This is a genomic window from Polyangium jinanense, assembly GCF_028435265.1.
Lineage (GTDB): Bacteria > Myxococcota_A > Polyangia > Polyangiales > Polyangiaceae > Polyangium > Polyangium jinanense.
Map to the genome: position 1 here is coordinate 77,412 of NZ_JAGTJK010000021.1, position 26,569 is coordinate 103,980.

A 26,569-nucleotide genomic window follows, 5' to 3' on the forward strand; every position below is an offset into this window, starting at 1 on the left:
CGCGCGAGTCTACCACTGCGATCCGCGGTGGCGCTCCCGTGCCGTGCCGAGGTCCGTGCCGTCTTCCCAGGGCTCGCTATTCTCCCGTGGATGCAGATCCACCGGACTCCGCCCGAAGCGATCCTCGACCCGACCACCCAGAGGCCCCGGTTCGGCACGTACGTCGGGGGGCTGCCGCCCGTCGTCTTCGGGGCTGCCGCGAAAAACCCGCTCACCCGCGTGCGCCGCGAAAAGCGTTGGTTTTACGTGGCCCTCGCGTCCGACGAGCTCATCTGCGCGGCCGCGATCATCCGCCTCGGCTACGCCGCCAACGCCTTCGCCTTCGTCGTGGATCGCCGCGAGGGCCGCACCCTCTGCGACGAGACCAGCAAGGGCCCGCCGTTCAGCGCCTTCGTCGGCGACAGCGGCGGCGAGGGCTGCCTCGCCTCCTACCACCTCGGTGGAAACCACCTCTCCGTCTCGAGGCCCGTCGGCCAGAGCGATTACGTCATTGACGTACGCATGCAGGGCCTCGAACTCCAGGCGCGGCTCGGCACCACACAGGCGCCGCCTGCGCTCGGGGTCGTCGCTGCGCTCCGTGAGGGCCTCTTCTCGACCACGGAGAAACGCGCGCTCCTCACGGCTTCTGGCTCGCTCGTCGCCAGGGGCCGGAAGTTTTCGCTCGACGGCGCGCTCGCCGGGTACGACTTCACGGCGGGCCTGCTCGAACGGCACACCGCGTGGCGATGGGGCTTCGGCCTCGGCCGCACCTCGGATGGCAAATCCATCGCGTTGAACCTCACCGATGGGTTCGTCGGTGATCGCGAGTGTGTCGCGTGGATCGACGGCGAAGTCGTGCCCCTCTCGGCCGTCCGATTTTCGTTTGACCGCGAACGACCTCTGTCGAGCTGGCAGGTCCGCGCGCCTGACGACAGCATCGATCTCCACTTCACCCCGAGCGCCCTCCACGCTGAGCGGCACGACCTCGGGATCGTTCGGTCGCGGTTCCTTCAGCTCGCCGGCGAGTTCTCGGGGCGCATCCTCGTCCCGGGGCGCGAGCCGATCCGCGTCGATCGGCTCGCCGGGGTCACCGAGGATCAGGACACGTACTGGTGAGGGGGTTTGGGGCGTAGCTCGGCTTGTCCGAGCGTAGCCCCAAGCGTTGAGGGGTTTGGGAAGGGGCGTGGTCGAGGTCAGGAGACCTTCACGCCCTTGTCCTGGATGAGCTTGAAGAAGCCGGCTTCGTCGAGGAGCTGCGTCCCGTACTTCTTCGCCTTCTGCGCCTTGCTCGACGTCGAGTCGGCTTCGGCGCTGACGAGGTAGTTGAGCTCCTTCGTCACACCCGAGAGCACGCGCCCTCCGTTCGCCTCCACGAGGTTCGTCAACTCGCCGCGCGGCCGGGTCAGCGCGCCCGTGAAGCAGAACGACATCCCCGCGAGCGGCCCCTCCTGCTCCTGCGTCACGGGCACGATGCCTTGCGCGATCAGCCGCTCGATCTCGGCTTTGCGGCCCTGGAGCCCGCGCACGATCATGCCGGCCTTGATCGGACCGAGCCCCGAGATCCCCGCGAGATCCTGCTCCGTCGCCGCGAGCAATTTTTCGATCGTCGTGTAGCCCGACGACACGAGGAGCCGCGCCGTTTGGATCGCAAACCCCTCGATGCCGAGCGCCGCCAGGAACACGGGGAGCGTCAGCGGCAGCCGGCTCGTGAGCTCGTCGAGCACCTTCTTCGCAATCTTGTCGCCGCGTCGCTCGAGGTCCGCGATCTGCTTCGGCTTCAGCTTGTAGAGATCGCCCGGCTCCTTCACGAGCTTCGCCTCGACGAGCTGCTCGATCAGCTTGTCGCCCCACTCGAGCGCGCCGATCGCGTCGATCCAGTTGTGGATCCGGCCCTCGACGAGCGCGGGGCACTCCTGGTTGCGGCAGAGCAGGTACTCGCCGCTCGTCACGAGCTCGGCCGAGCAACGACGGCAGCGCGTCGGCGGCTGCTCCGTCTTGCCGCCCTTCTCCACCACTTCCTCGACGTACGGGATCACGTCGTTCCGGCGTGACACCAGGACCTCGTCGCCCACGCCGATCCCGAGCGCGCGCACGTTGCCCACGTTGTGCAGGCTCGCGCGCTGCACCGTCGCGCCCGCGAGCTCCACCGGCTCCACGATCGCGACGGGCGTCACGCGCCCGCTCGGTCCCGTGTCCCAGAGGATCTCCACCACCTTCGACACCTTCGCCTGCGACGCGAACTTGAACGCGACCGCGCCGCGCGGCCTGCGGTTCACGTCGCCGAGCAAGGTCTGCGCGGCCGTCGAGTTCGCGCGCACGACGAGCCCGTCGATCTCGTAGTCGAGCCCCGCGCGGATCTCCGACGAGTACTTCCGGTAGATCCCGAGCACGTCCTTCAGCGTGCCCTTCGCGGTCCACGGCGTGCCGAAGCCCTGCTTGCGCAAGAACGCGATCTTCTGCTCCTCGGTCGCGACGTCGAGGTGATCGGCGAGGTCGTAGAACAGCACCGTGAGGTGCTCGCAGCCCTGGCCGTCGAAGCGCTTCGACGTGCCCGCGGCGGCGTTCCGCGGATTCGCCACGCCCGGGAACGACTTCTTCATGTCCGACAGCTTGAGGATGATCTCGCCGCGCACGCTGAGCGTGAGTTTCTCCTTCAGCTTTTGCGGCACGCCGCGCATGCGCGCGACGTTCGGCGAGATCCGCTCGCCCATGATCCCGTCGCCACGTGTGATCGCGTCGGCATACTTGCCGTCGCGGTAGATCACCTCGATCGAGATCCCGTCGAGCTTCTCCGCGACGAAGAGATCATCGGAGATCGCCTTGCCGCCTTCCTTCACGACGAGCTCGTCGCAGCGCGCGGCCCAGGCTTCGAGCTCGCCCTCGTTCACGACCTTGTTCAGCGAGCCCATGGGGATTTCGTGCCGGGCTTTTTCCCACTCGGTCACGGCCACGGGGGAGCCGACGCGCGCCAGCACCGGGTGCGTCGGGTCGAGATCACGCAGCTCGTCTTCGAGCGCGTCGTAGGCGGCGTCCGAGATGTCGGGTTTGCCGGCGTAGTAGCTCGCGCGGTAGCGCTCGATGCGCTCGGCGAGCTCGTCGATCCGCGCTCGCACGGCCGGATCCGGCTGTTTGTCCCAGCCGTGGTGCAGGTGCGTCATCCTCGTGTCCTCCCTAAGTCGCTTCGAACGTCACTCGAACACCACCTCGCCGCGCCGCGCGGCGGCGAGCATGTCGTCCATCCCCATCGCCAGCGGCGCGGGCAGCTCTTCGTCGCGGAAGAGCCGCGCCTCGCGGATCTCCAGCCGGTTCTTCGGCGGCCGGTTCGGCGCGCCCACGCGCGCGGACACCACGATCGTCACCGCGTGAAACCGGATGTCCCGATCCGGCCGCGAGAACACGCCGACCATCGGGCCGATCGTCACGTCATCGACCCCGGCCTCCTCGTCGAGCTCCCGCACGACCGTCGTCCGCAGGGTCTCGCCCCACTCGACCGTCCCGCCGGGCAGCGCCCAGGTCCCCGTGTCGGCGCGGCGCACGAGCAGCCACCTCCCGTCCGCCGTCCGAGCGGCCACGGCCACGCCGACGACGGGCCGCTTGAGGAGGTGGCGCACGATCTCTTGCGCCACGCCGAGCACCGACCGCGGCAGGTACGAGAGGGGCCCCATGGGGCGCGCAGAATAGCGACCCATCCGGGGCCGGGAAGGGGCATGCGTGAGCTCGGGTCGATTTCAGTGGACGGTCCTCGCACTCGACACACGCGACCCCGTGCGAGGTAGGCTTCCCCGCATGCGTGAGCCTCTCGTCGCCGCGGCGGTGCAGATGAACAGCCAGGCGGACCTCTCCGAGAACCTCGGCCGGGCCGGGCGCCTCGTGGCCGAGGCTGCTTCCCGCGGCGCGAAGGTCGTGGTGTTGCCCGAGAATTTCGCGTTCATGGGCGGCGATGACGACGAGCGGCTGCGCGTCGCCGAGGACCTCGACGCGAAGGACGGCGGCCGGATCCGCACATTCCTCGCAGAGAACGCCACGAAACACGGCCTCTGGATCCTCGCGGGCGGGCTCCCCGAGCGCTCATCCGATCCGAAGCGCGTGCACAACACCTGCGCCGCGGTCGCGCCTTCGGGCGAGGTCGTCGCGCGGTACCGCAAGATCCACATGTTCGACGTCGAGGTCGGCGACGGCCAGCGGTACCGCGAGTCGGCCTCGTGCATGCCGGGCGACGAGGCCGTCGTCGTCGACGTCGCAGGCACGCAGATCGGCCTCTCGATTTGCTACGACCTGCGTTTCCCCGAGCTCTATCGCGAGCTCGTCTCCCGCGGCGCCGAAGTGCTCATCGTGCCGGCCGCATTCACGCTCGCGACGGGCAAGGATCACTGGCACGTGCTCCTCCGCGCGCGGGCAATCGAGGCGCAGTGCTACGTGATCGCGGCGGCGCAGTGGGGGAGCCATCCGAAGGGGCGCAGGACGTACGGCAAGTCATGCATCGTGGACCCGTGGGGCGAGGTCGTCGCGCAAGCTTCGGAGGGGGAAGGAATCGTCGTGGCGACGCTCGATCCAGCGTATCTCGCGCAGGTGCGGGCGAGCCTGCCTTCGCTCCAGCACCGACGGATCGGGGTTGTTTCGCGGCAGACTTGAGAAGACTCCCAAAGTCAGCGTACCTTCCAGGATCGTGGGACGTTTTCACCTTGGGGTCATGTTCGTGCCGCTCCTCGTGGGCTGCGCCGGCGGCAATGGTGGGCAACCCGCGGAGGGAGCCGCGAACGGCGCGGCAGTCGAGGCGGACAAACCCGCCGAGCCCGAGCTCGTGGGCGTGAAGAAGAAGCTTCAGGGGACGTGGGAGATCGTGCGGTACACGTCGGAGCACCCCATCCCGAACGAGGCGATGCCACTGATGGCAGACCTCTTCGAGTCGCTGCGGATCGGGTTCGAGAAGGACGCGCAGAGCGTGCGGACCTCGAAGACGCCCGACGAGAGCGCGCCCTATCAAATCGAAGGCGAGTCCGGAGACGCCTTCACGCTCCGAGGAAGCGGAGGCATGTTCGACGGCGCAAAGTGTCGGTTCCTCGGCCCAGACGAGTGGGAAGTCACCGATCGCGGCAAGACCTGGCCCGGCGTGAGCGTCCTTCGTCGCACTCGACGCTAAACCTGCGACACCCGCTCCGCATCGCGGAGTCAGAGCCGCGCCACATCGTCCGCGCTGAGCGGGGCTTTGCCCCGCACCCCAGCAGGGGGCTGTCCGCCCCCTGCACCCCGGACCAGGCACGGCCTGGACCGAGGGCCGAGAAACCGCGCGATGCGCGGCTTCTCGGACGGGCCCGTGGCAAGACCACGAACGACGTTGCCAGTCGAGACAGCAGCGCTGCCGTATGTGCTTGAGGACGTCTTCCCTGTCGACAGCGCGCATCGCGCGCTGTCGCCCCGCGTCCAGGGCTTGCCCTGGTCCGGGTCCAGGGGTGGACAACCCCTGGTCGGGGTCCGGGGTGAAACCCCGGGCGCTACGTTGTGGGGGAGGGGCGGGGGCGTTGGCCGAGCAAACGCGGCTCAGCGCTTCGACAGCAGGGCGCGCAGCTCGGCGGGCCTGCGGAAGCCGATGCGACGGGCGACATCGCCTTCGCTCATGCCATCGGCGAGCAGCTCGCGGGCCTTCTGGGCGCGCACCTCATCGTAGAAGACGTGAGGAGAGCGACCGAAGGCGGCGCGGAATTGCCGGGCGAAGTGGAACTCCGACAGGTCGAGATCGAGGGCGACCTCGTACGAGCGGATTCGTTGACCGGCTTCGGCGGCGGCCCGAATGCGCTCGCGCGCGACGCGCATGCGCTCGGGCGTGCTCTTCGGGATGATTTGCGACGGCTGCGGAGCGGGGATCTTCGGCAGCGTCTGCGTGATGGGGGCCTGACGGACCGCAAATGGCGGCATGGACGAGGCCGAGGGGATACGGGCGACGGAGGGTGCGTTCAGCATCGTCAAAGGAAGCGCATCGCTCACGGGAACCTCTCCTTGCCACGGGGAATCTCGCCGCTGCATGCGGCGCCGTGACGGCATCTCGACGTTCTGCCTTTGCAACCCTCGGGCCGAACCTCGTCAGGGGGGGTGACTGGTATCTAATTTTACCATACAGGCATACCAATCTCGAATGCGCATAATCAGGCCTGTTGGCTGGGGACCAGGTTCGGGCAATAACTCGGAGCGCAAATGTGCCGGGATTTTGCGCGGATCTGGTGATCCTTTGGGCGCGTAGAGGGGCTGCACGAGCATCGTTTCGACCCTTGCGCCGTCTCACGCTCAGGCCTAACCCTGCGTATGAGCGGCAGGATCTCGTGTTGCGCCGAGTCTGCTCAACTCGCGCAGGTTCGGCTCCGGATGGCCGGGTGCGGCGCGATGGCGCGGCGCCACGGTTGCGCAAGCGCTGGGCGCGCGTGATCCCGGACGCACGGGCGGTGCGTGGGGACGAACGGCGGAAGTGAGGGGTAGGGGCGGGGGGAGGCTCGGGATCAGACGTCGATTTCGGCGGTCTGGGCTCGGTCCATGATGAACCGGAACCGGGCCGAGGCGTCTTTGCCCATGAGCTCGTTCAGGATGCGATCGGTCTCGAGCTCGCCCTCGATGACCACGCGCAGGGCGCGGCGGCGGCGGGGGTCGAGCGTCGTGGCCTTGAGGTCCTCGGCGGGCATCTCGCCGAGGCCCTTGAAGCGGGAGATCTCGGGCTTCTGGCCCTTGGGCAGCTTGACGAGGATGCGGTCGCGTTCCTTCTCGTCGAGGGCCCAGTGCGTCTCTTTGCCGGCGTCGATCCGGTAGAGCGGGGGTTGCGCGAGGTAGACGTGGCCGCCGCGGATGAGGCCCGGCAGGTGGCGGTAGAAGAACGTGAGGAGCAGCGTGGCGATGTGCTGCCCGTCGCTGTCGGCGTCCATCAGGAGGAAGATCCGGCCGTAACGGAGCTTCGAGGCGTCGAAGTCCTTGCCGAAGCCGCAGCCGAGCGCGCTGACGATGTCCTGGAGCTCCTTGTTCGAGAGCACCTTCGAGGTCGAGGCTTGCTCGGCGTTCAGCACCTTGCCGCGCAGGGGCAGGATCGCCTGCGTGCGCCGGTCGCGGCCCTGTTTGGCGGAGCCACCTGCGCTGTCGCCCTCGACGATGAAGAGCTCGCTTTCGTTCGGGTCGGTCGAGCTGCAGTCGGCGAGCTTGCCGGGCAGGTTCAGGCGGTGCGAGACGGCCGTCTTGCGGACGACCTGCTGCGTCGCCTCGCGGCGGGCTTCGCGGGCGCGGGCGGCCAGGATCGCGCGCATCACGATCGCCTCGCCGGCCGTGCCGTTCTCGAGCAACCATTGCTCGAGCGCGGGGCGCACGATGCCTTCGACAGCGGGGCCGGCCTCGGGGTTGTTCAGCCGGTCCTTCGTTTGCCCCTGGAATTGCGGCTCCTGGATGTAGATCGACAGGAGGCCGACGATGCCCTCGCGGATGTCCTCGGCGGTGAGCGTCACGCCCTTCGGCTGGATCTTCTTGGCCTCGATGAAGGCGCGCACGGCCTTCACGATCGCGGTGTTGAAGCCGCTCTCGTGCGAGCCGCCGGTGTGCGTCGGGATGCCGTTCACGTACGAGCGCATCGACTCGTCGGGCGACTCGGTCCAGAGCAGCGCCGCTTCGAGCCGGATCTCGCCGTCCTTCACGACGTGGAACATCGACGCGTGCACCGCGGGCTTGCCTCGCTGTGTGACGAGCTTCGGCAGGTAGTCGGCGATTCCGTTCGGGTGCACGAGCTCGACGGTCTCGCCCGTCGCCTGGTCCTTGAAGACGATGATCAGGCCGCCGTGCAGGTAGGCCTTCGCTTCGAGACGCTCCCTGACGGTGTCCGCGTCGAACGATGCTTTGTCCCCAAAGATTTCCGGATCGGGGCGGAAGTGCAGGATCGTCCCGTGCTTGCGGGTCGCGGCGCCGCGCTTCAGCTTGCCCGTCGGCGTGCCTCGGCTGAAGGCCTGCACGTGCTCGAAGCCGTCGCGCAGGACTCTCACCTCGAGCTCGACGGAGAGCGCGTTCACGACGCTCGAACCGACGCCGTGCAGGCCGCCGGAGACCTTGTAGTTCGAGCTCGCGAACTTGCCGCCGGCGTGCAGCGTGCAGAGGATGAGCTCGAGCGCGGGGCGGTTGTACTTCGGGTGGACGTCGACCGGGAAGCCACGGCCGTCGTCGGCGATCGTGGCGCCGCGCCGATCGGCGTCGAGCGTCACCTCGATGCGCTTGGCGTGGCCGTTGATCGCCTCGTCGACCGCGTTGTCGACGATCTCCCAGAGCAGGTGATGATAGCCGCGCGTGTCGGTCCCGCCGATGTACATCGCGGGGCGCTTGCGCACCGGCTCGAGGCCCTCGAGGACCTCGATGTCCTTCGCGGTGTAGCTCGATCTGGAGGTGGGCTGCGGAGTAGCGGTCGTTGCCATGGTCTAGCTCTCCTCCTCGGACGGTTTGCCGAGGACGGGCGTCGCGACGGGGGGCGGGACGAGCCGGACGACGCGGTCCTTCTTGGCGAAGACCTGCCGGCCGAACTCGCCGCGCGCGCCGATGACGCTGTCGGGGACCAGGTTCGCGACCTTGCCCTTCTCGGTTTCGGCCTGGATGACGTCGCGATCGTCGAGCATCGCGCCGACGACGCGCTCGCCGTCGTCGAGCTTCATCACGATCGCGCCCTTGCCGGCGCCCGAGAGCACGCCGATCTCTTCGACGGGCACGCCGAGCGCGTAGCCGTTGCTCGCGACGCACACGACGGCGCGGCCGGCGCTCGGGAGCAGCACGGCGAGAATGTCGTCGCCCTCGTTGAGCTTCGCGAACTTGCGGCCCGCGCGGGTGCTCGGCTCGCGGTGCTGGCGGAGCGAGAAGCGGAAGCCCAACCCTCCACGCGTGAGCGCGAGCGCGAACGGCGGCTCGGGCTCGGCCGCGCCCTCGGTCGGCGCGGAGAGCTCCTCGCCGAGCGCGCGCGGATCGAGCGACATCATCGCGACCATCCGCTCGCCGTCGGCCAGCTTGAAGAGCTTCTGGACCGGATCGCCGTAGCCCGTCGAGGGCGGGATGTCGTGGATGCGGCAGACGTAGCAGGCGCCGAGGTTCGAGAAGAACGCGACGGCCGAGCGCGTCGAGCCGGCGACGGCCGCGAGCACGCTGTCGCCCTCGCGCAGGCGCGTCGCGGACGGGTCCTTGAGCTCGCGCACGCGCTTCACCCAACCCTGGGAGCTCAAAACGATGTTCGCGTCCTCCGCGACGATGAAGTCCTCGGCCTGGAACTCCGGCTCGTCGACCGCGCCCATGATCTTCGTGCGGCGGCGATCGCCGTACTTCTCCTTCAACTGCGCGAGCTCGTCGCGCACGAGGTCCCAGCGCCTCGTGTCGCTCTTGAGCAGCGCCTCGAGGCGCTTGGCCTCCGCGCGTTTGTCCGCGAGCTCCTTGCGCACGACCTGGATCTCGAGCCGCGCGAGGCGGTAGAGGCGCAGCTCCAGGATCGCGTCCGTCTGCTCCTCCGAGAGCTCGAAGCGCTTCATCAGCTTGCTCGCGGCGTCCGCCTTGCCTTCGCTCTTGCGGATGATCGCGATCACCTCGTCGAGCGCGTCGAAGACGATCTCGAGGCCCTCGAGGACGTGGATGCGCGCCTTGAGCTCGCCGAGGTCGAACTCCAGCCGCCGCGTCACCGTCGAGTACCGGAACGTGAGGAACTGGTTCAGGATCTCGTCGAGCCCGAGGCGCTTCGGCGCGGACACGTCGGGGTTGTCCGTGGGCACGAGGCAGGTGAGGTTCACCGGCACGTGCACCGCGAGCGGCGTGTGCTTGTAGAGGTACGCCATCACGAGCTGCGGATCCGTCCCGCGCTTCGTCTCCAGAACGATCCGCACGACGTCCGTCGACTCGTCGCGCACGTCGAGCAGCGGCGGCAGCTTCTTCGAGATGATCACCTCCGCGATCTTCTCGACGATCGCCTTGCGCTCGACGCCGTACGGGATCGACGTGACCACGAGGAACGAGGGCCCGCGCTTCGAGTCGTCGTCCTCGATCTTCCACTCGCCGCGCAGCTTCAGCGAGCCCTGGCCCGTCGTGTAGACGGCCTCGAGCTCCTCCTTCGTCGCGTGGAGCTGGCCGCCCGTCGGGAAGTCCGGACCCTTGATCTTCTTCAAGAGCCGGCTCACCGGTAGATCCCGCTGGTTCGAGAGCTCGATGCAAGCGTCGAGCACCTCCGCGAGGTTGTGCGGCGGGATGCTCGTCGCCATGCCGACGGCGATGCCCTGCGAGCCGTTCACGAGCAGGTTCGGGAAGCGCGACGGCAGGATGACGGGCTCGCTCTTCGTGCCGTCGTAGTTCGGTCGCCACTCGACCGTGCGCTTGCCGAGCTCGCCGAGCAGCTCCAGCGCGAGCGGGCGGAGCTTCGCCTCGGTGTAACGCATCGCGGCGGGTGCATCGCCGTCGATCGAGCCGAAGTTGCCGTGGCCCGCGACGAGCGGCGCGCGCATCACGAAGTCCTGCGCGAGCCGGACCATCGCGTCGTAGATCGCCGTGTCGCCGTGCGGGTGGTACTTACCCATCACGTCGCCGACCACGGCCGCGCTCTTGCGGAAGCGCCCGTCGGGGGCGAGGTGCAGGTCGTGCAGCATCGCGTAGAGGATGCGGCGCTGCACCGGCTTCAGGCCGTCGCGCACATCGGGCAGCGCGCGCGACGTGATGACGCTGAGCGCGTAGTTCAGGTACTTGCGCTGCGCCTCTTCCGCGAGCGACGTGTCGGGCACCGGGGGAGGCGGAGGCGGCTCGCTGCCGCCCGGGGTCTTGGGGGCGCGCCGAGGCCTCTTCTGACCACCCTCGCCATCGAGGGGAAACGGGACCTGCTGAGCAGGGGGCACGGGCGTTATCTCCAGGGGTGGGGAGGCAAGGCGCGGCCGCCTCGGCTCGCGCGCGCCCCCCAGGGATCGACGGTGTACCCGCGTTCAGTGGGCCGCAGGCAGGGGATGCCATTACCCACGGAGCGCCGCTCGGTCAAGCCACGGCGGCACGGACAGGGCGGGCACGCCGGCCCCGAAAAGCGTTCGTCCAGAGGGATTCTGCGGGCGAATATGCGCCCCGTCCCCATCGATCCGGCCTCCCCCCGACGGACGCCCCTCGTCCCGGGCGCCCTACCGTCCACACATGGACATGGAAAACCAGTGGGTCCCACCTTGAGACCTCTGGCCCGCTGGGCTACGGGGAGGCGCCTCTTGTTTACGACGCCCACCCCACCCAACCGCCTGACGAGCCGGCTCCGGCTCCTGTGGACGAGCGCCTTTCTGGTCGTTTTCACGATCACCGGGCTCTCGCCTCGGGTGGCCTTCGCGCAAGGAGGCCCGCCGCAAGGCGCAGCGCAGCCTCCCGCGGCGAAGGATGCGGCAGGACAAGGCGACGAAGAAGGCGCGGACGAAGGCGACGACAAACCTACGGCGCCGAACGGAAACGGCACTGCAGCGCCCGGCGCGCGCCCGGAAGAGGCCGCTCAGCCGGCGCCGACGCTCGCGCCTACAGAGGCCGAGCTCGCGCGTGGTCAGTCCGTCGCGCGCGTGGTCATCGCGGGCAACCGTCGCATCTCCGCGGACGACATCCGCGCTTATCTCGGCACGGCGCGCGTGGGCAAACCCTTCACGCCCGAAGGCCTTTCCCGTGACGTGCGCGAGCTCTGGGACTCGGGCTTCTTCGAGGACATCGAGGTCGACCTGACCCGACGCGACGACGGAGTCCACCTGCGGATCCTCGTGCGCGAACGTCCGAACATCAAGACGATCGAGTTCGACGGCAACCAGAACATCAACGCGGAAGACCTCACGGAGGCGCTCAGCGTCGAGGTCAAGAGCGGCACGATCCTCAGCTACAACGCGATCCGTCGCGGCATCCAGAAGCTGCGCGACAAGTACGCGGAGGAGGGCTACTTCCTCGCCGAGGTCTCGTACGAGACGGTCCCGCAGCGCGACAACGAGGTGCTGCTCCGCTTCAAGATCAAGGAGCACGAGCGGGTCACGGTCCGGCGCGTCACGTTCATCGGGAACAACAACATTCCCGACTCCGAGCTGCGCGAGGTGATGATCACCGGACAGGGCAGCTTCTTCGACTTCGGCACGGGCGGCGCGTTCCGGCAGGACGCGTTCGAGCGCGACGTGCTCGTGCTCTCGGCGCTCTACTACGACCGCGGCTTCCTCTCGGTGCAGATCGCGACGCCACGCGTGATGCTCACGCCGGATCGCACGGGCATCGAGGTGACGCTCACCATCAACGAGGGCCCGCGCTACAAGATCCGTCAGCTCCGCGTCTACGAGCGCGACGCCGAGGGCAAGGAGATCGAGCCCATCGGCGGCCGCAGGCGCCTGCGTGAGATGATTCGCGCGAAGAGCGGCGACTGGTTCAACCGCGCCGAGCTCGCCGCGGACCTCGGCCTGATCCAGACGATGTACCGCGATCAGGGCTACGCGAACGTGGAGGCCCCGCCCGCGACCGACCTCGATCCGGAGCGCCAAGAGGTCGACATCATCGTCGCGATCCGACGCAACCAGCCGATCAAGATCGGGCGCATCGAGATCCGCGGCAACACGAAGACCCGCGACAAGGTCATCCGGCGCGAGATGGAGCTGCTCGAGGAGCAGCTCTTCAGCGAGTCGAAGCTCGAGCGCAGCAAGCGCCGCATCACGATGCTCGGCTACTTCGAGCGCGTCGACATCTCGACCGAGCAGGGCGACGACGCCGAGCACATCAACATCAACGTCGAGGTCGTCGAGAAGCCGACGGGCACCTTCCAGGTCGGCGCGGGCTTCTCCAGCATCGAGAACTTCATCGCAACGGCGCAGGTCCAGCAGCAGAATCTCTTCGGTCGCGGCCAGTCGCTCTCGCTGCAGGCGCAGATCTCGGGTCTCCGTCAGCTCATCGACGTCCGGTTCTTCGAGCCGTACCTCTTCGACACGCAGTTCTCCGCGGCGATCAGCGCGTACGATCAGCTCCGCGTCTACGGCGACTTCTCGCAGACCTCGCTCGGCGGCGCGCTCACGCTCGGCTACCCGATCATCCAGCCCGAGCTCCGCGTGTCGCTCACGTACACGCTCGAGTTGAACGAGACCTCGACGCAGACGACGTCGACACTCTTCGGCACGGCCGGCACGTTGAGCAGCTACTGGCAGAGCGTGCCGCTCGCGAACGTCTACAACAACGGCATCACGTCGAGCATCCGGCCGACGATCACCTACGACACCCGCAACAATCAGCTCTTCCCGTCGTCGGGTATCTTCCTCCAGGGCTCGGTGGAGCTCGCCTCGAAGTACCTCGGCAGCGAGCAGCAGTTCGTCCGGTTCCGGAACACCGCGCGCTTCTACTACCCGATCCGCGACTGGCTCGTCTTCAAGGTGAACAGCGAGGCGGGCGTGGTGACGAGCCCCTCGGCCGAGGGCGTGCCCTTCTTCGCGCGCTTCCTCCTCGGCGGCATCCTCGACCTCCGCGGCTTCCTCATCCGCAGCGTCGGCCCGCGCCTGTCGCTGACCGAGACGCTCGATCCGAACGGGCGCCCCCGCGCCAACGGGACGAACATCGGCGGCAACCTGATGTACTACCAGAACGCCGAGCTCGAGTTCACGATCCTGGAGCAGGTGGGCATCCGCGGCGTCATCTTCACCGACCTCGGCAACGCCTGGAACCTCGAGCGCAACTACTGCGAGGCGAACCCGGCGTCGCCGTACGCCGTGACGAACCCCTGCTTCACGCCGGACCAGCTCCTCAACGTCCGCACGTCCTGGGGCTTCGGCTTGCGCTGGTTCTCGCCGCTCGGCCCGCTGCGCTTCGAGTACGGCTTCCCGTTCAAGCCGCTCCCGTACGAGCAGGCGAGCCGCTTCGAGTTCACCATCGGCAACTTCTTCTGAGAGGCTGCGCTGCATCGACCGCATCGCGGTCGATGTACCAACAGTCCAGGGCTTGCCCTGGTTCGGGTCCAGGGGCGAACAGCCCCTGGTCGGGCCCGGGGTGAAACCCCGGCGCTACGCTCAGGACGGCTGCAGGGGCCCTTTCCCGCGCCCTCCGGTTGCCCGTCCGCGTTCCTGTTGGTAGCTCCATGGACGATGCGCCCTAGCCCCGTCCAATTCGTCCTGCCTCGCCCTGGCAAGGCCATCAGCGGGATGATGATCGCCATCACCGTCCTGTGGGTCGGCCTCGCGCTGAGCATCAACTGGGTGGAGGTCGGCGTGGGCGTCGCCCAGTTCATGGCCGGCACGACTGCGGGCGTGCTCCGCGGCCAGGTCTGGCGCCTCTTCACGGCGCCGCTCTTCCACGACACGTCGAGCCCCGGGCACTTCCTGATGACCCTGCTCGGGCTCTACTTCCTCGCGCCCACGCTCGAATCGCGATGGGGCGCGCGGCGCATGCTGATCTTCCTCTTCGGCTCGGGCGCCTTCGCGTTCGCCACCCAGGTCGCCGTGGGCGCGCTCGTGCCCAAGCTGAGCCAGGCCATGTGGTTCGGCGGACTCGGCATGATCGAGGCCGTCGCCGTCGCGTGGGCGCTGCAGAACCGCGACGCGCAGGTCCGCATGTTCTTCGTGCTGCCGGTGTCGGCCGGCGCGATGGTCGCGATCATCTTCGTGCTCTCCGTGCTGAACGTGATCGCGCTCAACCACCACACGCCCGAGGGCCTCGTGACCCCGTTCGGCGGCATGCTGGCCGGCTGGCTCTTCGGCGACCGTTCGCCGCTCCGTCGGTTCTACCTGAAGCTGCGCCTGCGCCAGATCCAGGCGCAGACGGCGGCGCTCCGTGCCGAGGCCGCCGTGAAGGCCGAAGCTGCCCGCGCGCGCCGCGCTGCAGGGCCCCCGCTGCGCGTGATCGAGGGCGGCTCGAAGGCGCCCCCGAAGGACAAGCGGTACCTCAACTAAGGGCGACGCGGAGCGACCCAGCGTGTGGGCCTAATGCGCCGGGATCGTCGCGCACGTTCGCACGTCGGCGAGCGTCTTCGCGTGGCTGAGACAGGAGAACTCACCTGACGCGCGAGGCTTGCCGACGAGGTCGCGCTTGCAGTCGGTGACGAACGACTCTTCCAGTCGTTGCCCTTCGCTCTTCACGACGGCGACGGCCTTCTCCGCCGAGGGACTCGCCGCCTCGGGGTACTTCGCCTCGGCGGTCCAGAGCACGCGCAGGTGCTCGCCCACGGCCTTGCAGTCGTTCTCGGTCACGTTCCGCGCGCAGCCTGTCGCGAGGCACGCCAGCACGAAAAAAACGAGGGGCGCTCCCCCTGCGAACGATCGCTTCGGAGCACCCCTCGTATTCATGGCGGGAGTTTAAGCCCGCCGGCTCGGGCCGGACAAGCTCAGCTATCGATGAAGCTCTTGAGCTGCTTCGAGCGGCTCGGATGGCGGAGCTTGCGCAGCGCCTTGGCCTCGATCTGCCGGATGCGCTCGCGCGTGACCTCGAAGTCCTGGCCGACCTCTTCGAGCGTGTGATCGCTCTTCTCGCCGATGCCGAAGCGCATGCGGAGGACTTTTTCCTCGCGAGGGGTGAGCGTCTTGAGAACCTTCCGGGTCTGCTCCGCGAGGTTCATGTTGATCACCGCCTCGGCGGGCGAGATCACGCTCTTGTCCTCGATGAAGTCGCCGAGATGCGAATCTTCCTCCTCGCCGATCGGGGTCTCGAGCGAGATGGGCTCCTTCGCGATCTTCAGGACCTTGCGGACCTTGTCGAGCGGCAGCTCCATCTTCTCGGCGATCTCCTCGGGGGTCGGCTCGCGGCCGTATTCCTGCACGAGGTAACGCGAGGTGCGGATGAGCTTGTTGATCGTCTCGATCATGTGGACCGGGATGCGGATGGTCCGGGCCTGATCGGCGATCGCGCGCGTGATGGCCTGCCGGATCCACCACGTTGCGTACGTCGAGAACTTGTAGCCGCGCTTGTACTCGAACTTGTCGACGGCCTTCATGAGGCCGATGTTCCCCTCCTGGATCAGGTCGAGGAACTGCAGGCCGCGGTTCGTGTACTTCTTCGCGATCGAGACGACGAGCCGGAGGTTTGCCTCGACGAGCTCGGCCTTCGCGCGCTCGGCCATGCGCTCGCCTTCGCGGATGCTCTCGTAGGTGCCCCGGATGGCCTCGACGTCGATGTTGAGCTCTTCCTCGACCCTCTTGAGCCCCTTCTGCGCGTTCTTCAGGGTGGACTCGAGGTCGAGCAGATCCTCGCGCGAGACGTTCAGCTTCTTCGCGAGCCGCGCCTCGGCGAGCTTGTTGCCCTTCACCTTCGCGAGCTCGCGTCGGAGCTCGGCCTTGCTCATGCCCGTGCGCTTCTCGATCTCGGTCGCGCCGGCCTCGGCCTTCTCCACCTTCGAGATGAGGCCCTTCAACTTCTGCACGATCTTGTCGATCGTCTTCTTGTTGAGGCGCATCTCCTCAAGCGTCGTCACGAGCTCGCCCGTGGTCAGCACGACCTCGGCGTCGAGCTGCTTGCGACGGCCGTCGGTCTTGACCTCCTTGCGCTCCTCGAGCAGGTCGGCCTTCTTCTTGTCGAGGCGCTTGACCTTGTCGATGAGGCGGATGATGCGGCGATCGGCCTCCTCCTCGTCGAACTCCTGATCGTCGCTCTCCGCGTCCTTGATGAGCTCCTTTACGCGGATCTTGTGCTTCCGGAGCTTCTCGCCGAGGTCGATGATCTCGCGCACGGCGATCGGTGAGTCGAGGATCGCGGCGTTGACCGACTGCTCGCCCTGCTCGATGCGCTTGGCGATCTCGACCTCGCCCTCGCGCGTGAGGAGCGAGACGCTCCCCATCTTGCGCAGGTACATCCGGACGGGATCGTTCGACTTCGAGTAGTAGTCGACGTCCTCTTCCTCGCGATCCTGCGTGACGACGAGCTTCTTGTCGCTCGCCTCTTCGTCCGCGATGCGCTTCGGCGCGATCTTCACCTGCGTCGCGCCGTCGACGATCTCGATGTCCTCGTCGCCGAGCGCGCCGACGACGTCGTCGAGCTGATCGGGAGAGACGTCCGCGGGCAGCGCGTCGTTCACCTCGTCATACGTGAGAAAGCCCTTCGTCTTGCCCGCATCGACGAGCTTCTCGAGCGCCTTGCGCGGATCCGACTTCCCCGCCCCATCCGGTGCCTGCGGCCTCGTCCCGCGGTCCCCCCGAGCGCCTTGTGCGACTCCGCCGCCACTTTTCCCCGCGCCCGATCCGCTTGCCCGACCCGCAGACTGCTTGGCCTTGCTCGCCATCCCATTCGCTCCACCGGGCCCACGCCGGGCCACGTGCTTCAAGGAACCACACCGAGAAAAAAACGTTCGTCACGCTCGCGCGGACTCATGCGCGCGCAAAAAACACGTCAGCCGAGCCCCAACTTGGCCTTGGCCTTGCGCACCGCTTCACGAAGCAGCGCCGCTTCGCGCTCCACATCCCCCAGTGGCGCGACTCGTTGAAGCTCGTCCACCGTCGCGGCTTTCTCGCGTGACAAGCTCAAGCGTCTCAACTTCCCTGCGTTCTTTAAGAGCTCTTCCCTCGCCACATCGGCCGTCTCGAAGACGGGCGACGCGAGCCGTCCAGCCGCGAATGCTTGGATCGACGCCGGGATATGCGCAAGAAATTCGTCGGGAATAAGTTGCGTTTCCGCCCCGAGGGACTGACGCACCGCGCCAGCGGCCAATGCGAGATCGCCATCCAGCACGTCGAGTGCCTCCATCACTTCAGGGTCGTCGAGCAGAACGGGATGGTCGAGAAGTGCACCCAGGATGTACTCCCCCACGTCGTGGATCTGGGAACGCGAACGCGCCCGGTGACCCGGCACCGTGGTCTCGGCCGCGCGGAGCTCCATGGGCTGTTCTGTGTCGTACCTCGTTGCCTGTTCGAGGAGCTGTTCGACTTGACGCAGATCGGCCGGCGCCGTGCCGCCCACGATGAGTTTCGACGACAGCCGATCGGCGTACGTCTTCAGCATGAGGCGCTTCACGGGGTCCTTTTGTTCCCCGAGTAAGTTTGCCACCGCACGCATGCGCGCGAGTTTGCCGTCGGTCGTGGCGTCGTTGAACGAGTCGTTCTGGAGCGCGTCTTCGATGAGGTGCTCGTAGAGCTCCTTCGCGCTCTTGAGGACGCTTTTCAGAGCCTCGGGGCCCTTGGTTCGTACGAGCTCGTCGGGGTCGAGCTTCGCGGGCAGCGTCGCGGCGCGTCCTTCGAGGCCGCCCTCGTGGACCGGGATGCGCGCGGCCCACGTAGCCTTGCGCCCGGCGGCGTCGCCGTCGAAGAGGATCGTCACGGTGGGCGCGAAGCGCTTGAGGAGCTTCGCCTGCGTGGTCGTGAACGCGGTGCCGAGCGGCGCGATGACGTTGCAGATGCCGCGCGCGTGCAAAGAAAGGACGTCGAAATTGCCCTCCACGAGGATCGCCAGGCCGTCCTGGCGGATCGCGTGGCGCGCCTGATGCAGCCCGAAGAGGTGCTCGCCCTTCGTGTAGATCGGCGACTCGGGGCTGTTCATGTACTTCGCCGGCGACTCGCCCCCGTTCGATGGTTGGAGCCCCAAGCGTCGCATCTCGTCGGGCGTGGGCTCGGGGAGGGCCCGGCCGCTGAACGCGATGACGCGGCCTTGCACGTCGGTCACGGCGAACATGAGGCGGTGCCGGAACCGATCGTAAAACCCCGTGCCCGTGCCACGCGCGACGAGCAGGCCCACCTTCTCGGCGAGGACCGGCGAGACACCTTGCCGCTTGAGGAAGTTCGCGAGCCCGTCCCAGCCCGGCGGCGCGTAGCCCACGCGAAACGCCTGCAGCGCGTCGGCCACGGGGCCCGTCGCCTCGCGCGTGTCGAGCGCGCGCCGCGCGAGCTCGCCGAGCGCGTAGGAGGCGAGGGGATGCGCGCTCGGACCACGCATGCTCTGCTCGAAGAACGTCGCCGCGAGGTGGCTCACGGCGTACAGATCGTCGCGCGCGCGCCGCGCCGCGTTCGCCTCGCGCCGCTCCGCTTCGGTCGCGGTCTCGATGATCTCCACGCCGCTTCGCTCGGCCAGCGCGCGCACCGCCTCGACGAAGTTCATGCCCTCGACCTTCATGACGAAGTCGATGGCCGTTCCGCTCTCCTTGCAGCCGAAGCAGTGGAAGATGCCGCGCTCCGGGTTCACGTGGAAGCTCGGCGATTTTTCCTTGTGGAAGGGGCAGAGCCCGACGAACGAGCGACCGCGCCGGGTGAGACGAACGGTCTCGCCGACGAGCGACACGAGATCCGTGCGCTCTTTGACCCGCGCGATCGTATCGGCGTGAATCATCGTCCTAAGCGATCAGGATAACGACGAACGCGCCGATCGTCCCGAGCCCTCGTCTCGAGATCGACCGGCGCGCTTGGTGTTCGTGACGCGCGATGCGCCTCCGGACGTGGAGGCTCTTTCAGGCGTCGGGGAAGGCGGAGCCCGGCTTCTTGTGATCCGTGAGGCTCTCGTCAGGGGTCTGGCCCTCGACCATCTCCTCGACGGGCGGCGCTTCGGCGTGATCCACGAGGAAGCGCGTGTCTTCACGCACGAGCGGCAGCGGCGGATCCCCGATGAGCTCGAGCTGCGTGGCGAGCCACTGCTCCTCCTCGATGAGCGAGCGACGCTTCGGATCCGTGAGGTCGCCCTGCCAGTGGTCGAGCTCCGCGTCGACCTCCTTCAGGCGCAGGCGAACCCGGACGACGTCGACGTCGTCCTTCTGGACGTACTTCTCCGTGAGGAGAAGCGCCTTGTCGCCCACGACCTCGACGAACCCGTGCGCGACGGCGAGGCGATGCTCCTTGCCGGCTTCGTGGTACGTGACGAGGCCGGTGCGGAGCGCCGCGAGCAGCGGCAGATGGCCCGGCATCACGCCGAACTCACCCGCCACGCTCGGCGCGGTCACGTCCGTGACCTCCTTGCGGAGCGCGACGCCCGTGGGCGTCACGATCTCGAGCACGATGGTCTCGGCCATGATCAGGCCCGCTTGCCCTCGGCCCGCGCCTTCACCTCATCGATGCCGCCGGCCATGTAGAAGTCCTGCTCGGCCACGTGATCGAGCTTGCCGTCGATGATCTCCTCGAAGCCCGCGATCGTGTCCTTCAGGCTCACGAGCTTGCCGTCACGGCCGGTGAACTGCGCGGCGACGAAGAACGGCTGCGAGAGGAACTGCTGGATCTTGCGGGCGCGCTGCACGACGAGCTTGTCGTCCTCGCTGAGCTCGTCCATGCCGAGAATCGCGATGATGTCCTGCAGATCCTTGTAGCGCTGCAGGGTCTGCTGCACGCGGCGCGCGACCGAGTAGTGCTTCTGGCCGACGATCTGCGGGTCGAGCATCGTCGAGTTCGAGTCGAGCGGATCGACGGCCGGGTAGATGCCGAGCTCGCTGATCGCGCGCGAGAGAACGGTCGTCGCGTCGAGGTGGGCGAAGGCCGTCGCGGGCGCGGGGTCGGTGAGGTCGTCGGCGGGGACGTAGATCGCCTGCACGCTGGTGACCGAGCCCTTCGTCGTCGACGTGATGCGCTCCTGGAGCGCGCCCATTTCCGTCGCGAGCGTGGGCTGGTAACCGACGGCGCTCGGGATACGGCCGAGGAGCGCGGACACCTCGGAGCCGGCCTGCGTGAACCGGAAGATGTTGTCGACGAAGAGGAGCACGTCCTGGCCCTCCTCGTCGCGGAAGTACTCGGCGACCGTGAGCGCCGAGAGCGCGACGCGGGAGCGCGCGCCGGGCGGCTCGTTCATCTGGCCGTAGATCAGCGCGGCCTTCGAGATGACGGGCGCGCCGGACTCGAGCTTCGACTCGCTCATCTCGAGCAGGAGGTCGTTGCCCTCGCGCGTCCGCTCACCGACGCCCGCGAAGACCGACACGCCGCCGTGCGCCTTCGCGACGTTGTTGATGAGCTCCATGATGAGCACGGTCTTGCCGACGCCGGCGCCGCCGAACAGGCCGATCTTGCCGCCCTTGCGGTAGGGCGCGAGCAGGTCGATGACCTTGATGCCCGTCTCGAAGATCTCGACCTTCGTCGACTGATCGACGAACTTCGGCGGATCCTTGTGGATGGGCGCGAACTTCTCCGCGTTCACGGGGCCCGCCTCGTCCACGGGCGCGCCGACGACGTTCAGGATGCGTCCGAGGCAAGCCGGGCCGACCGGCATCATGATCGGCTTGCCCGTGTCGCGGACGTCCATGCCCCGCACGAGGCCGTCCGTCGTGTCCATCGCGATCGTGCGAACCGTCGACTCGCCGAGGTGCTGCGCCACTTCGAGCGTGAGGTTGTCGGCCTCGCCCGAGATGCTCGGGTTCGAGACCTTCAGCGCATTCAAAATCTTCGGAAGCTGGCCCGCCGGAAAGTCGACGTCGACGACGGGGCCGATGACCTGGGTAATCTTTCCAACCGACATGGGGCGGGGCTCCTCCAGCGAATCGCCATGACGACGAACGCGCGCGGCCACTACCACGGCCATCGTGGACTGTCGAGGGGTCCGGAGCGGATGAACAGGGGTTTCTAACCCTTCATCGCCGCAATTCGGGCGAAATCCTCGACCGCCAGCGTTTCACCACGCACGTCGAGCGAGATCCCGGCTTCCCGGGCGCGCGCTTCGAGCTCGTCCTTGGACCAACCGTAGAGCGAGCGCCAGGCATTTCGCAGCGTCTTTCGCCGCGCGCCGAACGCCGCACGGACGGCATCGCGAAACGCCTCGGTCTCCGCAGCACGCGGCGGCCTGTGCGGCGCGAGGACGACCACCGCGGAGTCGACGTCGGGGCGCGGGTAAAACGCGCCGCCGCGCACCGTGAGCAGGCGCTTCACGTCGAAGGCCGCCTGCACGAAGACCGTGAGCGCGCCGTAGGTCTTCGAGCCTGGCGCCGCGATGAGCCGATCGGCGACCTCGGCCTGCACCATGAACACCGCGCGATCGACACGATCGGCAAGCCCCGTCGCCCGTTCGAGGAGCGCACCGGTGATCTGATAAGGCAGGTTGCCCGCGATCACGTGCGGGCGCGGGCCGACGAGCTCGGCCGCCCAGTCGACGGCGAGCGCGTCGGCTTCGATGATGGAGACGCGACCTTCGGCGATCGGCGCTTCGAGCTCGGTCGAGAGGAGCGGGACGAGATCACGGTCGCGCTCGATCGCCACGATCTTCGCGGCACGTTCGAGCAAGGGGCGCGTGAGCGCGCCGAGGCCGGGGCCGATCTCGAGCACGGTGCCGCCCGGCGGCGTGGTCGCGGCTTCGGCGATCGCGCGGGACGCGGAGACGTCGACCAGGAAGTTCTGGCCGAACCTCTTCTTGGGCGAGAGGCCGCGCGAGCGGAGGCGTTCGGCGATCGACATGGCAGGTTCGTGCTCTCGGAGAAGGTTCGTTGGTGTTCCAACCGATGCGCGGACGGCGACCTTTCGTTCAGGTCGCCTTGGGGTCCGCGGCGTCGGGGCGCTTCGTCGTCGTGGCGCGGATCTTCGTGACGCGCACGCCGAGGCGGCGGAGCACGGCCTCGCTGCGGCTGACGGCGACACGCGTGCGGACGAGCACGGCCTCGGCGGCGACCCCGGCGGCCTCTTCCCACGCGACCCTTCGCGGTCCTTCGGCGACCTCCTCCGAGGCCGAACCGTCCGCGCGCGTCGGCGGATCCCAGGGCGGGAGCAGGCCCGGATCGAACTGCGGCATCGACCAGGTGACGGACGCCGAGTGGCGCGAGAGGCGGCGCAGGGCGTCCATGACGGGTTTTTCCTGCGCGATCTCGGAGGGCGCGGGCGCGACGACGTGCACGACGCTCGGTTTGGGCTTGCTCTTGACGATCTGCGAGAGGACCTCCGCGAGCATGAAGCCGGATTCGTGGCGCTCGGCCTCCGCGCGGGCAGGCGACTCGATGCCGTAGGCCGCGAGGTAGCGGCGGAGCGTTCGCTCGCGCGGGCTCCGGCCCTCGGGCGGAGGCGGCGCGAACGGCGCGCGGGGACGAACCGCGTCGGCGCGCGACGCGAGTCGGTCGAGATCGCCGCGGCGCAGATCCGAAAGCCCTCGCGCGTCGAGCGGACGGAGGTGCTCGAGGACGCGCACGGCCACGTCGGCCTCGTCGAGATCGCTGCGCGAGGCATCGTGCGTCCCTGTCGCCGTGACGAGCAGGTGCGCGAGCTTTTGCCCATGCGCCGGTCCCTGGTCAGGCAGGACGAACGCGCGCACGGTGGATGCGTAGACCGCGAGCCCGACGCGATCACCACGCGAGAGGTACCGCGCGCAGATCGACGCGGCCTCGTCGATCGCGAGATCGAGCGGCGCGCGGCCGAGCGGGCCAGCCCAGAGCTCGACCGAGGCGTCGAGCACGACCCACACGACGTCCCGCTCCTCGCGTTCGAAGTCGCGCACGAGCAGGATCCCGCGCCGCGCGCTCGCCTTCCACGCGATGCGCCGGAACGGATCTCCCGGCTGGTGTTCGCGCAGCTCGCGCATATCGCTGCCTTCGCCGCGGGCGCGGCCGGGCCTCCCGCTCGACGCGAGCAGCTTGCTTCGGCCGCCGCGCGGGGAGGGGAGCCACGCCGCGAAGGGGCGCGGCAGGACCTCGACGCCGAAGGGATTCGCGAAGGTGAGAGGAACCTCGAAGAGCCCGGGCGCGCCGTGCACTTCGAGTGCGAGCCCGTGCACGCCGTGTTGTCCCACGCGCGGTGCGTGCACCGAGACTTTCACCTTGAGCCGCCCGGAGGCCATGACCTCACCCGCCGAGGGCTCGATCGTGATCTGGAGCTGCGACGAGGCGATGGGCCGGAGGCGCACGTACCGCGCGGCGAGCGTGTCGCGGTTTCGCACCTCGGCTTCGATCTCGATCGTGCTGCCGCGGCCCGTGCGCACGACGCGGCGTGGCCCGCTCCAGAGCATCTCGAAGCCGGCGGCGCGGATGCGCGAGACGGAGACGAGCGTGACTGCGCGGGCGAGCGCCATCGCGAGAAGCATCGCTCCTCCCCACCCGACGATGGCGGGCTCGCGCGCGACGAGGCCGACGCCCGCGACCGAGATCGCGGCGATGCTGAGGTGCGCCGCCGTGCGCGTGGGAAAGAGCTGCATCGCTAGACCGGCCGCACTGCGCGACGGTAGGCCACGCGCTGCACGGCGTCCTCCACGACCGCGTCCCGAGCGCGCGAATCGCCCTCGGCCTCGGGCACGAGCACGAGCCTGTGCGAGAGCACCGCCGTCGCGACGCCACGTACGTCGTCCGGCGTGACGAACGGGCGGCCCGCGATCACGGCCGCGCTCTTCGCGGCCTGCACGAGCCCGAGCGTCGCGCGCGGTGAGGCGCCGAGCAGCACGCGCGCGTGCGAGCGGGTGAACGTCGTCAGGCCGACGGCGTACTCGTAGAGATCGTCCTCCACGTGGATCCGCCGCGCGATGCTCTGGAGCGAGAGGAGCTCCTCCACGCTGAGCACCGAGCGGGCGCGCGGCGGCTCGGCGTTGTGCGCGCGGAGCATCGCGACCTCGTCCTTCGCGTTCGGGTAGCCGATGGCGACGCGCACGAGGAAACGATCGATCTGCGCCTCGGGCAGCGGGTACGTGCCTTCGAGATCGATCGGGTTCTGCGTCGCGAGCACCATGAACGGCGCGGGCAACTCGAACCGGTCGCCTTCGATCGTCACCTGCCGCTCCTGCATCGCCTCGAGCAGCGCGGATTGTGTCTTCGCGGGCGCGCGGTTGATCTCGTCGGCGAGCACCACGTTCGCGAAGATCGGCCCCGGCCGCAGCGAGAACGTGCCCTCCTTCGGCGAGAGCACGTACGTGCCGGTGATGTCTGCAGGCAGGAGATCCGGCGTGAACTGGATGCGGCGCACCGAGGCGCCGAGCGCCGATGCATACGCCTTCACGAGCGTCGTCTTCGCGACGCCGGGCACGCCCTCGAGGAGCACGTGGCCCTGCGCGAGCAGCGCGGTGAGCATGAGATCCACGGTGCGCGAGGGACCGATGTAGACGCGCGTGATCTCCCGGCGGAGCGCGTCCAGCCGCTCTTTGGCGGCGGCGATCTCCTCGATGGCGACGGCCTGGGTCAAGTGGCGCTCTCCTCTGCGGGTGCGGGCGGGCTCGGGGTTCGTGAGGGGTCGCTCGTCGGGCTCGTTCCCGCCGGGCGATCAGAAGTCTTCTCGCCGTTCGCGGCGCCGTGGCCGAGCGGCTCGGGGGTGATCGCGCCCGCCTTTTCGAGCACGTCCCTCACGACGGCGGCCGCGTGCCGAAGCGCCGCGCGGGGCACGCGGACCGGCTTGCCTGCGACGACGGAGGCTTCGGCTCTTTGCATCACGGCGAGGACCTCTTTCAAGGCCGAGCGGCCACGCTCGTCAAGGCCTCCTGCGCGCTCGGCCGCAGAAATCACCGCGTCCGCCGACGGATCGAGGGGCGCGTTGAGCTTGTGCGAGAGCGCCTCGACGAGCGCGCTCTTGAGCTCGAGCAGGAGCAGCCCCGGCGGCGAGGACGGGGCCGAGAGCAACGCGAAGCGCCCGGCCACGCCTCCCTGCGCGACGAGCGGCACGGGCCGCGCGAAGCGAGGTTGCGGGCTCTTGTACGGGCGCCCTGCGGCACGCGCCACCCACGCGGCCACGCCGAGCACCGCAAGGAGCGCGAGGAGCCAGTGCGCCCAGGTCGGCAGTCCGCTTTGACGTGCCTCCGCCAGCGCGTCTCCGATCGAGCGGAGCTGGCCCTCGATGTCCTTGCGCAGCGTCGACTTGCCGCCGAACGAGCCCTCCTCGGAGAAGCGGTTGGCGACGATGAAGAGCCGGCCGCCTTGCCGTTCGCCGCCGTCTTCGTCGACGAGGTAGTGCGAGAGCCCCACGGCGAACGAGCGGTTGCCGGGGTAGCGCAGCATCTGGTTCATGAGGCCCGAGGGATCGCTCAGCGCGAAGAGGCGGCCCTTGCCGACCTGGCCTGCGACCGCGACGATCGTCGGGGGCTCGCCGACGGCGCGCACCTCGAGCACGGGCGAAAGGTTCGGGTGGCGGAGCCCCGTCGCGTGGTTCGTGACGAACTGCTGCACGCTCGCCACCACCGGATGTGGGCCCGTGAGTTGCCCCTTGTCACCGGTGAGCACGGGCTCGGCGATCGCGAGCTGGGGGTTGTTGCGCAGCGCCGCCACGGGGCGCGAGGGCAGCGAGGTCCGCTCGATGTGGAAGCGCCGCAGCGTCTCCTCGCCTCTGCCGTAGTCGTCCACGATCGCCAGGCGCCCGCCGGCCTTCATGAAGGCCGCTGTTTCTTCGGGATCCATGCTCTGGAGCGGGTGCAAGACGAGCACACCGTCGTTCGGCGTGACCTCGTTCCAGTCGAGCACGGCGACGGCCTTGACGCGTCCGTCGCCGAGCTCGTTCACCGCGAGCCCGTAGAGCTCCGAGCAGCCTTCCCACGTCGTGTCCGCGACGTCGAAGGCGGCGGCGTGTGCGTCCACGGAGGCGAGGCCGATGCCGAGCGCTGCGCAGATCACAAGGGAACGGCGCGCCTGCTTCGCCGAGCCCCACACGCGCGCTTGGAGCTTCGGCGACGAGGACGAAGCTCGAGAGGCGTGCGCTGCATGGCGCTCTAGCTCCGGCGATCTCACGCCATCCTGCGTCATAGAGGCGGCGAGCATATCACCGTCGTCCCGGGCGATAAGCTTGACCCCGTTACTCTCATTGCTAGATTCGACTCGTGAACGGGCCCATTCTTG

Annotated in this window: 19 protein-coding genes; 5 read left to right on the plus strand and 14 right to left on the minus strand. The window is 68.5% G+C overall.

Annotated elements, in window-relative coordinates:
* Positions 1-90 precede the first annotated feature (90 nt).
* On the plus strand, positions 91-1,095 hold the full coding sequence (locus KEG38_RS30755) for a DUF2804 domain-containing protein (protein WP_272423491.1): 1,005 nt from the start codon (positions 91-93) through the stop codon (positions 1,093-1,095).
* A gap of 77 nt (positions 1,096-1,172) precedes the next feature.
* Here the strand turns inward: KEG38_RS30755 and ligA are convergent, their stop codons facing one another.
* The gene (gene ligA / locus KEG38_RS30760; RefSeq protein WP_272423492.1) at positions 1,173-3,137 is read right to left on the minus strand and encodes an NAD-dependent DNA ligase LigA; all 1,965 of its coding nucleotides are present in this window, start codon (positions 3,135-3,137) and stop codon (positions 1,173-1,175) included.
* A 30-nt stretch (positions 3,138-3,167) separates the two neighbouring features.
* Positions 3,168-3,644 carry an NUDIX hydrolase gene (locus tag KEG38_RS30765; RefSeq protein WP_272423493.1) on the minus strand — a complete coding sequence of 159 codons (477 nt, stop codon included), beginning with the start codon at positions 3,642-3,644 and terminating at the stop codon, positions 3,168-3,170.
* A gap of 121 nt (positions 3,645-3,765) precedes the next feature.
* On the opposite strand from KEG38_RS30765, the gene KEG38_RS30770 reads away from it, so the two are divergent.
* Both KEG38_RS30770 and KEG38_RS30775 read left to right on the plus strand, forming a co-directional pair.
* Positions 3,766-4,611 (plus strand): carbon-nitrogen hydrolase family protein, encoded by an 846-nt coding sequence (locus tag KEG38_RS30770; RefSeq protein WP_272423494.1) that lies wholly within the window; start codon positions 3,766-3,768, stop codon positions 4,609-4,611.
* A gap of 58 nt (positions 4,612-4,669) precedes the next feature.
* The gene (locus KEG38_RS30775; RefSeq protein ID WP_272423495.1) at positions 4,670-5,119 is read left to right on the plus strand and encodes a hypothetical protein; all 450 of its coding nucleotides are present in this window, start codon (positions 4,670-4,672) and stop codon (positions 5,117-5,119) included.
* A gap of 398 nt (positions 5,120-5,517) precedes the next feature.
* On the opposite strand, the gene KEG38_RS55685 is transcribed toward KEG38_RS30775, so the two are convergent.
* The 3 genes from KEG38_RS55685 to KEG38_RS30790 form a co-directional block, all read right to left on the minus strand.
* Positions 5,518-5,961, minus strand: coding sequence for a helix-turn-helix transcriptional regulator (locus tag KEG38_RS55685; protein WP_272423496.1), 444 nt, complete (start codon positions 5,959-5,961; stop codon positions 5,518-5,520).
* 506 nt (positions 5,962-6,467) lie between these two features.
* Positions 6,468-8,402, minus strand: a complete 1,935-nt coding sequence (locus KEG38_RS30785; protein ID WP_272423497.1) for a DNA gyrase/topoisomerase IV subunit B — start codon at positions 8,400-8,402, stop codon at positions 6,468-6,470.
* A 3-nt stretch (positions 8,403-8,405) separates the two neighbouring features.
* On the minus strand, positions 8,406-10,838 hold the full coding sequence (locus tag KEG38_RS30790) for a DNA gyrase/topoisomerase IV subunit A (RefSeq protein WP_272423498.1): 2,433 nt from the start codon (positions 10,836-10,838) through the stop codon (positions 8,406-8,408).
* 351 nt (positions 10,839-11,189) lie between these two features.
* Here KEG38_RS30790 and bamA point away from each other — a divergent pair, with 351 nt between their 5' ends.
* Together bamA and KEG38_RS30800 are read left to right on the plus strand one after the other, a co-directional pair.
* Positions 11,190-13,859, plus strand: a complete 2,670-nt coding sequence (gene bamA, locus KEG38_RS30795; RefSeq protein ID WP_272423499.1) for an outer membrane protein assembly factor BamA — start codon at positions 11,190-11,192, stop codon at positions 13,857-13,859.
* Between the two features lie 195 nt (positions 13,860-14,054).
* Entirely contained in the window at positions 14,055-14,858 is an 804-nt protein-coding gene (locus KEG38_RS30800; protein WP_272423500.1) for a rhomboid family intramembrane serine protease, read from the plus strand.
* Positions 14,859-14,888: 30 nt separating this feature from the next.
* On the opposite strand, the gene KEG38_RS30805 is transcribed toward KEG38_RS30800, so the two are convergent.
* The 9 genes from KEG38_RS30805 to KEG38_RS30845 form a co-directional block, all read right to left on the minus strand.
* Entirely contained in the window at positions 14,889-15,251 is a 363-nt protein-coding gene (locus KEG38_RS30805) for a hypothetical protein (RefSeq protein WP_272423501.1), read from the minus strand.
* A gap of 38 nt (positions 15,252-15,289) precedes the next feature.
* Entirely contained in the window at positions 15,290-17,176 is a 1,887-nt protein-coding gene (gene rpoD, locus KEG38_RS30810; RefSeq protein ID WP_272423502.1) for an RNA polymerase sigma factor RpoD, read from the minus strand.
* A 107-nt stretch (positions 17,177-17,283) separates the two neighbouring features.
* The gene (gene dnaG, locus KEG38_RS30815; RefSeq protein WP_272423503.1) at positions 17,284-19,209 is read right to left on the minus strand and encodes a DNA primase; all 1,926 of its coding nucleotides are present in this window, start codon (positions 19,207-19,209) and stop codon (positions 17,284-17,286) included.
* Between the two features lie 118 nt (positions 19,210-19,327).
* Entirely contained in the window at positions 19,328-19,882 is a 555-nt protein-coding gene (gene atpC, locus KEG38_RS30820) for an ATP synthase F1 subunit epsilon (RefSeq protein ID WP_272423504.1), read from the minus strand.
* Positions 19,883-19,884: 2 nt separating this feature from the next.
* Entirely contained in the window at positions 19,885-21,309 is a 1,425-nt protein-coding gene (atpD, locus tag KEG38_RS30825) for a F0F1 ATP synthase subunit beta (protein ID WP_272423505.1), read from the minus strand.
* Between the two features lie 104 nt (positions 21,310-21,413).
* Entirely contained in the window at positions 21,414-22,238 is an 825-nt protein-coding gene (gene rsmA, locus KEG38_RS30830; RefSeq protein ID WP_272423506.1) for a 16S rRNA (adenine(1518)-N(6)/adenine(1519)-N(6))-dimethyltransferase RsmA, read from the minus strand.
* Between the two features lie 67 nt (positions 22,239-22,305).
* Complete coding sequence (locus KEG38_RS30835; protein WP_272423507.1) at positions 22,306-23,958, minus strand: DUF58 domain-containing protein; 1,653 nt, start codon at positions 23,956-23,958, stop codon at positions 22,306-22,308.
* A 2-nt stretch (positions 23,959-23,960) separates the two neighbouring features.
* On the minus strand, positions 23,961-24,932 hold the full coding sequence (locus KEG38_RS30840) for an AAA family ATPase (protein WP_272423508.1): 972 nt from the start codon (positions 24,930-24,932) through the stop codon (positions 23,961-23,963).
* Positions 24,929-26,347, minus strand: coding sequence for a DUF4350 domain-containing protein (locus KEG38_RS30845; protein ID WP_272423509.1), 1,419 nt, complete (start codon positions 26,345-26,347; stop codon positions 24,929-24,931). The genes KEG38_RS30840 and KEG38_RS30845 overlap by 4 nt, the downstream gene beginning before the upstream one ends.
* Between the last annotated feature and the right edge of the window lie 222 nt (positions 26,348-26,569).

Bases quoted from the DNA above. Each gene is read 5' to 3' on its own strand.
- KEG38_RS30800 (WP_272423500.1), top strand. From the start codon at position 14,055: ATGCGCCCTAGCCCCGTCCAATTCGTCCTGCCTCGCCCTGGCAAGGCC.
- KEG38_RS30770 (WP_272423494.1), top strand. From the start codon at position 3,766: ATGCGTGAGCCTCTCGTCGCCGCGGCGGTGCAGATGAACAGCCAGGCG.
- rsmA (WP_272423506.1), bottom strand. From the start codon at position 22,238: ATGTCGATCGCCGAACGCCTCCGCTCGCGCGGCCTCTCGCCCAAGAAG.
- KEG38_RS30835 (WP_272423507.1), bottom strand. From the start codon at position 23,958: ATGCAGCTCTTTCCCACGCGCACGGCGGCGCACCTCAGCATCGCCGCG.
- KEG38_RS30775 (WP_272423495.1), top strand. From the start codon at position 4,670: ATGTTCGTGCCGCTCCTCGTGGGCTGCGCCGGCGGCAATGGTGGGCAA.
- KEG38_RS30755 (WP_272423491.1), top strand. From the start codon at position 91: ATGCAGATCCACCGGACTCCGCCCGAAGCGATCCTCGACCCGACCACC.
- atpC (WP_272423504.1), bottom strand. From the start codon at position 19,882: ATGGCCGAGACCATCGTGCTCGAGATCGTGACGCCCACGGGCGTCGCG.
- dnaG (WP_272423503.1), bottom strand. From the start codon at position 19,209: ATGATTCACGCCGATACGATCGCGCGGGTCAAAGAGCGCACGGATCTC.
- atpD (WP_272423505.1), bottom strand. From the start codon at position 21,309: ATGTCGGTTGGAAAGATTACCCAGGTCATCGGCCCCGTCGTCGACGTC.
- ligA (WP_272423492.1), bottom strand. From the start codon at position 3,137: ATGACGCACCTGCACCACGGCTGGGACAAACAGCCGGATCCGGCCGTG.
- rpoD (WP_272423502.1), bottom strand. From the start codon at position 17,176: ATGGCGAGCAAGGCCAAGCAGTCTGCGGGTCGGGCAAGCGGATCGGGC.
- KEG38_RS30785 (WP_272423497.1), bottom strand. From the start codon at position 8,402: ATGGCAACGACCGCTACTCCGCAGCCCACCTCCAGATCGAGCTACACC.
- KEG38_RS30805 (WP_272423501.1), bottom strand. From the start codon at position 15,251: ATGAATACGAGGGGTGCTCCGAAGCGATCGTTCGCAGGGGGAGCGCCC.
- KEG38_RS30765 (WP_272423493.1), bottom strand. From the start codon at position 3,644: ATGGGGCCCCTCTCGTACCTGCCGCGGTCGGTGCTCGGCGTGGCGCAA.